This window comes from Burkholderia torrens, assembly GCF_984668525.1.
Genome location: NZ_OZ480211.1, coordinates 107454 through 119125, shown reverse-complemented (window position 1 = coordinate 119125; position 11672 = coordinate 107454). Strand labels below are relative to the sequence as shown.

Below are 11672 nucleotides of genomic sequence, written 5' to 3'. Positions count from 1 at the left end.
GAAATGACGGGGAAACGACGCCCGATACGGGCCCGGAGGGAGCGGCGCGATCACCGCGGGGAATGTGAGGTAAAGCAGTTGCGCGGAATGACTCGGCGCGACGGACCGGAACACGCGAAACGCCGCGGCCGATCGACCGTGCGCAACGTGCGAATCTCGACCGGACGCTCACGCATCGATACGTCCAATCAGTTGTCGCGCCACCACAGATGTTCGACTGTGGGTTGCGGCACTTATCAACAGCCCGTAGCCACTGCGAACGCTGTGCACCCTCTCCGCCGCGGGAATCGCGCACCTGTGCCGCGCACCCCCGCCTTGCTCAACCGTGAACGAGCAGCCACGCGCCGAGTACCGCGCTCACGAGCGCGAACGGAATCGACACCAGGTGAAACGGCAGCCACATGCGCGGCTCCTTCGCGAGACGCACCGCGATCAGGTTCGCGAGCGAGCCGATCGCGAAACCGAACCCGCCGACCGATACGCCGAATGCGAGCGCGCGCCAGTCGTGCGTGAATTCCGACAGCAGGATCGCGGCCGGCACATTGCTGATGACCTGTGACAGCAGCGCGCCGGCGGCATAGACGCGCAGCGGCGAATCGAGTTGCGCATGCGCAATCATGTCGTGCACGACGGGCAGCGCAGCCGCAGTGCGCAGCACGACGAACATCAGGACGAAGATCAGCAGCAGCAGCCAGTCGATCTTCAGGACTGCGTCACGTTTGACGGCGAGCAGCACGATGGCGACACCGACCAGGCCGGGCAGCGGATGGTGCGCATCGGCGAGCAACACGAACGCGGCGAACAGCACCGCCGCGATCAGCGCGTGCATGCGTTGTACGGGGAATGCGTCGGCGTCGCCCGACAGGTCGAGCGGCTTCGCGCGAAACACGCATGCGGTGAGCACGAGCAGCAGCGCCATCAGCGCGAGTGCGAGCGGCCCGAGCGTGACCACGAAACGCCCGAACGACACGCCGCTCAATTGCCACAGGAAAAGATTCTGGGGATTGCCGAGCGGTGTCGCGACGGACCCCGCGTTGACGGCCAGTGCGACGACGATCACGAGGCGGCGGAACGGCAGCGGCGTCAGCGCACGCAGCGACACCATCAACGGCACGACGACGAACAGCGCGACGTCGTTGGTGAGCCACATCGACAGCACCGCGGCGAACCCGACGAGCAGCATCGCGAGGCCGCGCTCGGAATGCACGTGATGAACGATGCGGTGCGCGAGCCACATCAGGCAACCGGACAGCTCGAGCGCCTTGGTCAGCATCAGCAGGCCCGCGAGCGTCGCGACAGTCTGCCAGTCGACGCGACCGGCAAGCACCCCAAATGGTTGCGGACGCACCCATTGCAGCACGATCAGGCCGAGTGCAAGCACCGACAGAACCGGTTCCTGCGCAAGCCAGCCGAGCCACCGGCGCGGCGCCGATGCGCCCTTCTCCTGCATCGGCGGCCCGTTACTCTTCAGTTGCGACGTTGCCGCGCAGCCGCGCGAGAATGCCCTCGAGCGCGTCGAGGTTGCCGAAGTCGATCAACACCTGACCGCGCCCGCGGCGGCCGAGCTTGATCTTCACGGTCGACGCGAGCAGGTCAGACAACTCCTCCTCGAGACGGCGCGTATCGCGGCCGCCATCGTCTTTCGCACGCGCCTTCACGGCCGGCGCTTCCTTCGTCGTGTGCGACACCAGCTTCTCGGTCTCGCGCACCGACATGCGCTTGTTGACGACCTGATGCGCGAGCGTGATCTGCGTCGCCGCATCGACGGCGAGCAGCGCACGCGCGTGGCCCATGTCGAGATCGCCGGCCAGCAGCATCGTCTGCACCGGCGACGCGAGGTTCAGCAGGCGCAGCAGGTTCGACACCGCGCTGCGCGAACGGCCGACCGATTCCGCTGCCTGCTCATGCGTGAAACCGAATTCGTCGAGCAGGCGCTGGATGCCGTGCGCCTCTTCAAGCGGGTTCAGGTCCTCGCGCTGGATGTTCTCGATCAGCGCCATCGCGGCGGCGGCCTGATCGGATACGTCCTTCACGAGTACCGGCACTTCATCGAGGCCGGCCAGGCGCGCTGCGCGGAAACGCCGCTCGCCCGCGATGATCTCGTATTTGTCTGACGAAATGGGCCGTACCAGGATCGGCTGCATCACGCCCTGCGCGCGAATGCTCGCCGCGAGCTCCTGCAGGCTGCCCTCGTCCATCCGCGTCCGCGGCTGGTACTTGCCGGCCTGCAGCTTGCCGAGCGCGAGCGTGTTCGGTGCCCCTTCGATCTTCACCGCTTCGGTGATATCGGCACTGCCGCCGAGCAGCGCTTCGAGGCCACGTCCCAAGCCCTTCTTCTTTGGTACCGCGTTCATGTCTTTCTTCCTCGCTTCGCTCATGTCCGGATCACGACACCTCGAACGCGCGCACGCGTTCAATCATCTCGGCACCGAACTGGAGATACGCTTGCGCACCGCGCGAGCTGCGGTCGAACACGACGCCCGGCAACCCGTAGCTCGGCGCTTCCGCCAGACGCACATTGCGCGGAATCACCGCGTCGAACACCTTGTCGCCGAAGTGCGCTTTCAGTTGATCGGAGACTTGTTGCTGCAGCGTGATGCGCGGGTCGAACATCACGCGCAGCAAGCCGATGATCTTCAGGTCGCGGTTCATGTTCGCGTGAACCTGCTTGATCGTGTTGACGAGGTCCGACAACCCCTCCAGCGCGAAGTACTCGCATTGCATCGGGATCACGACGCCATGTGCCGCGCATAGCCCGTTCAGCGTCAGCAACGACAGCGTCGGCGGGCAATCGATCAGCACGAAATCGTAGTCGTCGGCCACGCGCTCGAGCGCGGCCTTCAGACGGCGCTCGCGGTTGTCGATGCTGATCAGTTCGATCTCGGCACCGGACAACTCGCGGTTCGCGGGCAGCACGTCGTAGGTGACGCCGTCCGGGCGAATGCGCGCGTCGGTCACCGACACGCCGTCGACCAGTACCTCGTACACGGTCGCTTCGCAGGCGGCCTTGTCGATCCCGCTGCCCATCGTCGCGTTGCCCTGCGGGTCGAGATCGATCAGCAGGACTCGTTGCTCCTGCGCTGCAAGGCTTGCGGCGAGATTGACCGATGTCGTCGTCTTGCCGACGCCCCCCTTCTGGTTCGCAACGCAGAAGATCTTTGCCATCGTTGGTGTGTTCCCTTTACCTTCAAACAAACGGCACGCTACCGCGTGCCTTCAATTCGCGTCGTCGACGGCCACTTCGAACAGATGCCGCTCGGCATCGAGCATCGGCACCGCCAGCCGTATCGTCTGCTTCACGCGGCTGCCTTCCGGCAAGCGCGCAATTTCATCATCCGGGTGGACGCCTTTCATTGCCCAGATCGATCCGCCCGGCGCGACCAGATGTCGAGCAAGTTTAACGAAGTCGGACAGATCCGCGAAAGCGCGGGATACGATCATGTCGAATTTTTCCGGCACTTCGATACCCGGCTGCAGCGATTCGACCCGCCCGGTGACCACCGACAGGTTCGCCAGCTTCAGCTCCGCGCGCATCTGCGTCTGGAATGCAGACTTCTTCTGCACGATATCGTTCAGCGTGACCAGCCAGCCCGGCTCGACGATCGCCAGCACGATACCGGGCAGCCCGCCGCCCGAGCCGACGTCGAGCACACGCGCCGATGCGCGGCCGCGCAGATGCGGGACGATCGAGAGCGAATCGAGGATGTGCTGGATCAGCATCTGCTTCGGGTCGCGAATCGCGGTCAGGTTGTAGACCGCGTTCCACTTGCCGAGCAGCGCGACGTAGTCGAGCAGCTGGTTGCGTTGTGTATCCGTCAACGTGAGGTCGAGCGCCGTCGTGCCTTCGACGAGCATCTGTTCCAGTACGTCCCGATTAACCGCCGGCGCGCGACGCGCCGTCATTGTTGCGTCGGGACGGCACCGTCCCCCTGCTCCGTTGCCTCGGCGGCAGTACCATTCCGTCGGCCCAGGCCGCGGCGCTTCAGGTGCACCATCAACAGCGAGATCGCCGCCGGCGTGACGCCCGAAATACGCGACGCCTGCCCGATCGTTTCCGGTCGGAACTCGTTGAGCTTCTGACTCACTTCGAACGACAGCCCACGCACTTCACGGTAATCGATCCCGTCCGGCAAACGCGTGTTCTCGTTCGCATCGTTGCGCTCGATCTCGGATGCCTGACGCTCGATATAGCCCTGATACTTGATACCGATCTCGACCTGCTCCTTGATCTGCTCGAGCAGCACCGGATCATCGGCCAGCGGTTCCGCAGGGCCGCATTCGCCGCCCTTCAGGCCGCACACGCCGTCGTAGCTGATACCCGGGCGGCGCAGCAGATCGGCGAGGCTGTATTCGTGATCGATCGCCTTGCCCAGCAGCGCAGTCGCCTCTTCCGGCGGCAGCGTCTTCGGCGTGACCCACGTCGACTTCAGGCGTTCGGTTTCACGTGAAACAGCGTCGCGCTTCCGGCTGAATGCGTCCCAGCGCACGTCGTCGACGAGCCCCAGCTCACGACCGATCTCGGTCAGGCGCATGTCGGCATTGTCTTCACGCAGGCTCAGGCGATACTCGGCGCGGCTCGTGAACATCCGGTACGGCTCGGCTACACCACGCGTCACGAGATCGTCGACCAGCACGCCCAGGTAGGCCTGGTCGCGGCGCGGGCACCATGCGTCCTTCTCCTGCACGTAGCGGCCCGCATTGAGGCCGGCCAGCAGGCCCTGCGCTGCCGCTTCTTCGTAGCCGGTCGTGCCGTTGATCTGGCCCGCAAAGAACAGCCCGTTGATCGCCTTCGTTTCGAGCGACGCCTTCAGCGCGCGCGGGTCGAAGTAGTCGTACTCGATCGCGTAGCCGGGGCGCAGGATGTGTGCGTTCTCGAGACCACGCATCGAGTGCACGAGCTCGAGCTGGACGTCGAACGGCAGGCTCGTCGAGATTCCGTTCGGGTAGAACTCGTTAGTCGTCAGCCCTTCCGGCTCGAGGAATATCTGGTGCGATTCCTTCGATGCGAACCGGTGGATCTTGTCCTCGATCGACGGGCAATAGCGCGGCCCGACGCCTTCGATCACGCCTGTATACATAGGCGAACGGTCGAGGCCGCCGCGAATGATGTCGTGGGTGCGCTCGTTCGTGTGCGTGACCCAGCACGGCAGCTGCTGCGGATGCTGTTCCGCGCGGCCCAGGAACGAGAACACGGGGATCGGATCGAGGTCGCCCGGCTGCTCGTCGAGCTGCGAGAAGTCGATCGTCCGGCCGTCGATACGCGGCGGCGTACCGGTCTTCAGGCGGCCCTGCGGCAGCTTCAGCTCCTTCAGGCGCGACGACAGCGACACGGCCGCCGGATCGCCCGCACGGCCACCCGTATAGTTGTTCAGGCCGACGTGGATCTTGCCGTCGAGGAACGTGCCGGCGGTCAGCACGACCGCGCGGGAGCGGAAGCGGATGCCGATCTGCGTGACGGCGCCCACCACGCGGTCGCCTTCGACCATCAGGTCGTCGACGGCCTGCTGGAACAGCCAGAGGTTCGGCTGATTCTCGAGCCGATGGCGGATCGCAGCCTTGTACAGGATACGGTCGGCCTGTGCACGCGTCGCCCGCACGGCCGGGCCCTTCGACGAATTGAGGATCCGGAACTGAATACCGCTCTCGTCCGTGGCCGCGGCCATTGCGCCGCCCAGCGCGTCGACTTCCTTGACCAGATGGCCCTTGCCAATGCCGCCGATCGACGGATTGCAGCTCATCTGCCCGAGCGTTTCGATGTTGTGAGTCAGCAGCAGCGTCTTTGCGCCCATACGGGCGGACGCCAGCGCGGCTTCCGTGCCGGCATGACCGCCACCGACGACGATGACGTCAAATTCTGTGGGAAAAAGCATGGTGGATTCCGCACGCAGAGCTGCGCACGAACCTATCAGAGAAATGTATGGGCCGAATTATAGCGGGTTCGCTTTTCGCCCGAATGCCGTCCGAATGGTAGGGTCTGTGCATTTCGTCGTTTTTTCGACTGTGGACGGGTGAATTCGGGTTGTCGGAGCCGCGCCAGCAATGGCTGTGAGCGGTCCGCCACACATCGTTGGGTCTGTGCAAAAACTTGGTCATGAGGAACTCGCAACGCGCTCGATGTCTGTGGCCTGCGCGGCAAAACGAACGCGGCACGCTGTGCCCGCCCTCCTCCTCACAGCATTTCTGCCGGTTGCCCCGATACTTGTCCACTGGGGGTTCGATACATCATCGGCCGGTGGAACAAGCTGCCTCAGCACAGATCTTCCGACTGTTCCCTTGCCACTTATCCTCACTCACCCAAAAACAAAGACGGCGTGTTTCACGTGAAACACGCCGCCCGTTTCCCGCCAACCGCCCCAACCATCAAGCCGTTTTCTTCGCCAGCCCAAGGTACGTTTCGATCACGCGCGGATTCTGCGCGAGCTCGGCAGCCGGCCCCTCCAGCGCAAACTCACCGGTTTCCAGCACGTAGCCGTAGTCCGAGATCTGCAACGCAGCCCGCGCGTTCTGTTCGATCAGCAGCGTCGCCACGCCCGTACCGCGCAACGCGCTGATGATATGAAAGATCTCCTTCACGATCAGCGGCGCGAGCCCGAGGCTCGGCTCGTCGAGCATCAGCAGGTCGGGCTTGCCCATCAGCGCGCGGCCGACCGCGAGCATCTGCCGCTCGCCGCCGGACAGCGTGCCGGCCGCCTGCTTGCGGCGCTCCTTCAGCCTCGGAAACAGCGCGAATACGTGATCAAGCTGGTCGAGGAAGTTCGATTCCCCCGCCTGCTTGCGGCGATACGCGCCCAGCACGAGGTTGTCCTCGACCGTCATCGTGCTGAACAGCTCGCGCTTTTCCGGTACGAGGCACATTCCGCGCGCGACACGCTGCTCGACCGGCAATGCGCCGACGTCCTTGCCGCGATATACGACCGCGCCCGACGCATGCCCCGTTACCGGCAACGCACCCATGATCGCGTTCAGCAGCGTCGACTTGCCGGCGCCGTTCGGGCCGATCACGCTGACGATCTGCCCGGCGCCGACCTTGATCGCCGCGCCATGCAGCGCTTCCACCTTCCCGTACCGTACCGCCAGCCCGCGCACTTCGAGAATCGGCATCGTCGTGTCCGTCATCACTCCACCCCGCCCAGATACGCTTCGAGCACGGCCGGGTCCTGCTGCACATCCTGCGGCAGCCCTTCCGCGATCCGCGTGCCGAACTCCATCACCACCAGCCGGTCGGTTAGATTCATCACGAAATCCATGTCATGTTCCACGAGCAACACGCTCATGCCTTCAGCCTTCAGCCGCCGCAACAGGTCGGCGAGCTGCTGCTTCTCCTGGTAACGCAGCCCGGCAGCCGGCTCGTCGAGCAGCAGCAGCGTCGGATCGCAGCACAGCGCGCGTGCGATTTCGAGAATCCGCTGCTGGCCGAGCGCGAGGCTGCCCGCTTCGTCGTACATGTGCTTCTCGAGCCCCACGCGCCGGATCTGGCGTGCGGCTTCAGCCAGCAGTTGCGCTTCCTCGTGCGCATTGAGCCGCGCGATGCTGCGCCACACGCCCGTATGGCCGCGCAGATGCGCGCCGATCGCGACGTTCTCGAGCACCGTCATCGCCGGCAGCAGCTTCACGTGCTGGAACGTGCGGCCGATGCCGCGGCGGACGATCTGGCGCGACGTGAGCCCGTCGATGCGCTCGCCACGGAACGTGATCGTGCCGCCCGTCGGCTTCAGCACGCCCGTCACGAGGTTGAACGTAGTCGACTTGCCGGCGCCGTTCGGGCCGATCAGCCCGATGATCTGCCCCGCTTTCACGTCGAAGCTGACGTCGTTGACGGCCACAAGGCCACCGAACTGCTTGCGTGCGTTGTCTACGACGAGCAGCGGCTCGCCGGCCGTTGGCTTCGCGCGCTGCGGCAACGGATCGGCCTGCTCCGGCACATGCGCACGCGGCCCGCGCGGGAACAGCCTAGCGACGAACGGCCACACGCCCTGGCGCGCGTACTGCAGCAGCAGCACCATCAGCACGCCGAACACGATGATCTCGAAGTTGCCTTCCGAGCCGAGCAGCTTCGGCAGCAGCGTCTGCAGATAGTCCTGCAGCACGGTGAGGATCGCCGCGCCGAGCACCGCGCCCCACACGTGCGATACGCCGCCGACCACGGCCATGAACAGGAATTCGATCCCGTGGTTCAGGCCGAACGGAGTCGGGTTCACCGCACGCTGCAAGTGCGCGTACAGGAAGCCCGACACGGCTGCCAGCACCGCCGCATAGACGAAGATCACCACGCGCATCCACGCCGTGTTCACGCCCATCGCCTCGGCCATCACGCCGCCGCCGCGCAGCGCGCGGATCGCGCGTCCCGGCCGGCTGTTCAGCAGGTTCTGCACCGACACGATCGCGGCCAGGACGACCGCCCAGATCAGGAAGTACAGGCTGCGGCCGCTTTCAAGCGTGATGCCGAACAGGTTCAGCGCCGGAATCCCGTTGATCCCGTCGTACTTGCCGAGCAGTTCGAGGTTGCCGAACAGGTAGAACAGCGCAAGGCCCCACGCGATCGTGCCGAGCGGCAGGAAGTGCCCGGACAGCCGCATCGTGACCGCGCCCAGCACGAGCGCGACGAGCGCCGTCAGCACGACGCCGACGATCAGCGCGAGCCACGGCGACACGCCGTAGCGCGTCGTCAGGAACGCGGTCGCATATGCGCCGATGCCGACGAACGCCGCCTGCCCGAAGCTCGTCATCCCGCCGACGCCCGTCAGCAGCACGAGCCCGATCGCGACGATCGCATAGAGGCCGATGTAGTTCAGCAGCGTGATCCAGTACTCGGGCACCTGCAGCGTGCCTGGCAGCACCGGCAGCGTGAACAGCACCACGAGAAACACCCAGAAGGTCTTGTTGCGTACCATCGTCTTCATCGCGTCACTCCTCTTCCTCTTCCGCGTGCGGCGTCACGAAGCTCCGCCACAGCAGCACCGGAATGATCAGCGTGAACACGATCACTTCCTTGTAGGCACTCGCCCAGAACGACGAATACGATTCGAGCACGCCGACGAGCAGCGAGCCTGCCGCCGCGAGCGGATAGCTGACGAGCCCGCCGATGATCGCGCCGACGAAGCCCTTCAGGCCGATCAGGAAGCCCGAGTCGTAATAGATCGTCGTCAGCGGGCCGACGAGGATCCCGGACAGCACGCCGAGCCCCGCCGCGAACGTGAACGCGAGCCGCCCCGCTTCCGTCGTGCCGATGCCGACGAGCCGTGCGCCGAGCCGGTTCACCGACGTCGCGCGCAGCGCCTTGCCGGCGATCGTGCGGCCGAAATACACGTAGAGCGCACCGATCAGCACGAGCGCCGTGACGACGACCAGGATGCTCTGCACCGACACCGTCATGCTGCCGATCGCGAGCGACGCATCGGAGAATCCGTTGGTGCGCGAGCCTTCCGCGCCGAACATCACGAGCCCGAGGCCGACCATCGCGAAGTGGACGGCAACCGACACGATCAGCAGCAGCAGCGTCGTGCCTTCGGCGATCGGCTGGTACACGAGCCGGTAGACGAACGGCCCCATCGGCACGACGATCGCGAGCGTCAGCGCAATCTGCGCGAGCATCGGCATCGGCTGCGCGGCAAAGCTGCGCGTGATCGCGAACACCGCGAGCGGCAGCAGGATGTAGCGGCTACCGAGTGTCGCGAGCGTGCGGCCGAGCTGATGGCGGCGTTCGCGATGCCGGATCAGGCCGCCGACGTCGAGCAGGAAGCACGCGATGCCCATCACGAACAGCAGCCAGCAGGTGGCGGGAAATTTCTGCGCCTGCAACGCGGCAAGCGTCAGCGCACCGTAGGCGACGAATTCGCCCTGGGGAATGAAGATCACCCGCGTGACGGAAAACACCAGCACGAGCGCCAGGGACAGCAATGCATAAATGGCGCCGGTCGTGATGCCGTCTTGCGCGAGGATCGCCGCAATCGAGAGATCCATACGTTTCGTGTATCGAGAATGCTGCGGGGAAACGAAAGACGGAAACGGCCGAGCCGCGGACGACACGACAGACGCATCATGCGCCATGTGTCGGGCCCCGGACGTTCCGGGCGGCACGGGCGCGGCCCGTCAGGCCGGCGCCCTGCCGACGGCGTGCGCGGCGCCGTTCGCGTCGCGCACGCCGGTTTCACGTGATGCTTATTCGGCCTGCAGCTTCCACTTGCCGTCGACGATCTGCACCATCACGCGCGCACGCGTGTCGAAGCCGTTGTGATCGGTCGCCGTCATGTTGATCACGCCATGCGACACGGGCAGGTCCTTCACGCTTTCGATCGATGCGCGCAGCGCTTCGCGGAACGCCTCGGTGCCCGGCTGGCCCTTCTTCAGCGCTTCCGGGATCGCCCGCTGCAGCAGCAGGCCCGCATCCCACGCATGGCCGCCGAAGGTTGCCAGCGAACCCGCGCCGTAGGCCTTCTCGTACGCGGCCTTGTAGCCGAGCGCCGGCTTCTTCACCGGGTTCGAATCGGGCAGCTGGTCGGTCACGAGCACCGGGCCGGCCGGCAGGATCTCGCCTTCGCAATCCTTGCCGCACACGCGCAGGAAGTCGTTGTTCGCGACGCCGTGCGTCTGGTACACCTTGCCCTTGTAGCCGCGCTCCTTCAGCGTCTTGGCCGGCAGCGCCGCCGGCGTGCCGGAGCCTGCGATCAACACCGCATCCGGGTTCGAGCCCAGCAGCTTCAGCACCTGCCCCATCACCGACGCGTCGGTCCGGTTGAAGCGCTCGTTCGACACGAGCTTCAGCCCGTTCTTCGCGGCCGCCGCATCGAACGTCTTGTACCAGCTGTCGCCGTACGCATCGGCGAAGCCGATGAAGCCGACCGTCTTCACGCCGTGCTTCGCCATGTAGCCGGCGATCGCGTCGGCCATCAGCTGGTCGTTCTGCGGCACCTTGAACATCCACGCGCGCTTCGCGTCCATCGGCGCGATGATCTGCGCGCTCGCCGCGAGCGAGATCGTCGGCGTCTTGCCCTGCGACACGGGGTCGAGCATCGCGAGCGAGTTCGGCGTGACGGACGAGCCGATGATCGCGTCGACGTGGTCCTCGTCGATCAGCTTGCGCACGTTCTGCACCGCGCGGCTCGTGTCGGACGCGTCATCCAGCACGATGTACTGCACGCTCTTGCCCGCGATTTCCTTCGGCAGCAGCGCGATCGTGTTCTTTTCCGGAATCCCGAGCGACGCGGCCGGCCCGGTGGCCGACAGCGTCACGCCGATCTTCACCTGCGCCGACGCCGTGGCCGCCGCGCACACGAGGCCCGCGGCAAGCACGGCCTCCATCCATCGATTCATCTTCATCTACGTTGTCTCCAAACGCTGCTCGAAAAAGCCTCGGGTCGCTCGGCGGCTCCCGGTCCCCAAACAAGTTAATATCTTAATTATCTCGCCCAGCCGCGCCCATGCTCGTTTTCCCGTGAAACGTCTCACCCATGCGCCGCATGCCGGCCGGAACGGTCGTTCGACCGTCACGATGCGCAACAGCAATGTCGTCGCGATGAAGAAGGCGAAGAAATGCAGGATCGTGCGGGAGATCGATGCGAGCGCAACGATAGCGGGAACGCACGCCGATCCGGCCTGATACGACCGGATGGACAAGCGGTGAAACGTCGGAAAGCGGGCGGCTCATGAGGCAGCGGATACGGATGCGAACGCAA

10 protein-coding genes are annotated in these 11672 nt (G+C 65.3%); 1 reads left to right on the top strand and 9 read right to left on the bottom strand.

Annotated elements, in window-relative coordinates; all coding sequences use genetic code 11:
- Positions 1–319: 319 nt before the first annotated feature.
- The 9 genes from AC5LXX_RS00505 to AC5LXX_RS00465 form a co-directional block, all read right to left on the bottom strand.
- Complete coding sequence (locus AC5LXX_RS00505) at positions 320–1450, bottom strand: SLC13 family permease (protein WP_493410176.1); 1131 nt, start codon at positions 1448–1450, stop codon at positions 320–322.
- Between the two features lie 10 nt (positions 1451–1460).
- Positions 1461–2354, bottom strand: coding sequence for a ParB/RepB/Spo0J family partition protein (locus tag AC5LXX_RS00500; RefSeq protein WP_011546803.1), 894 nt, complete (start codon positions 2352–2354; stop codon positions 1461–1463).
- A gap of 31 nt (positions 2355–2385) precedes the next feature.
- Entirely contained in the window at positions 2386–3165 is a 780-nt protein-coding gene (locus AC5LXX_RS00495) for a ParA family protein (RefSeq protein ID WP_124454622.1), read from the bottom strand.
- Positions 3166–3216: 51 nt separating this feature from the next.
- Entirely contained in the window at positions 3217–3903 is a 687-nt protein-coding gene (gene rsmG, locus AC5LXX_RS00490; protein ID WP_124454621.1) for a 16S rRNA (guanine(527)-N(7))-methyltransferase RsmG, read from the bottom strand.
- Positions 3900–5870: a tRNA uridine-5-carboxymethylaminomethyl(34) synthesis enzyme MnmG gene (gene mnmG / locus AC5LXX_RS00485; protein ID WP_493410175.1), complete on the bottom strand. Its 1971-nt coding sequence runs from the start codon at positions 5868–5870 to the stop codon at positions 3900–3902. The genes rsmG and mnmG overlap by 4 nt, the downstream gene beginning before the upstream one ends.
- 490 nt (positions 5871–6360) lie before the next feature.
- Positions 6361–7116 carry an ABC transporter ATP-binding protein gene (locus AC5LXX_RS00480; RefSeq protein ID WP_309286945.1) on the bottom strand — a complete coding sequence of 252 codons (756 nt, stop codon included), beginning with the start codon at positions 7114–7116 and terminating at the stop codon, positions 6361–6363.
- Positions 7116–8900, bottom strand: coding sequence for a branched-chain amino acid ABC transporter ATP-binding protein/permease (locus AC5LXX_RS00475; RefSeq protein ID WP_493410174.1), 1785 nt, complete (start codon positions 8898–8900; stop codon positions 7116–7118). The genes AC5LXX_RS00480 and AC5LXX_RS00475 overlap by 1 nt, the downstream gene beginning before the upstream one ends.
- Before the next feature lie 4 nt (positions 8901–8904).
- On the bottom strand, positions 8905–9960 hold the full coding sequence (locus AC5LXX_RS00470) for a branched-chain amino acid ABC transporter permease (RefSeq protein WP_493410173.1): 1056 nt from the start codon (positions 9958–9960) through the stop codon (positions 8905–8907).
- A gap of 198 nt (positions 9961–10158) precedes the next feature.
- Entirely contained in the window at positions 10159–11316 is a 1158-nt protein-coding gene (locus AC5LXX_RS00465; RefSeq protein WP_493410172.1) for an ABC transporter substrate-binding protein, read from the bottom strand.
- A 115-nt stretch (positions 11317–11431) separates the two neighbouring features.
- Between AC5LXX_RS00465 and AC5LXX_RS00460 the strand changes: the two genes are divergently transcribed.
- Positions 11432–11596, top strand: a complete 165-nt coding sequence (locus AC5LXX_RS00460) for a hypothetical protein (RefSeq protein WP_493410171.1) — start codon at positions 11432–11434, stop codon at positions 11594–11596.
- Positions 11597–11672 lie beyond the last annotated feature (76 nt).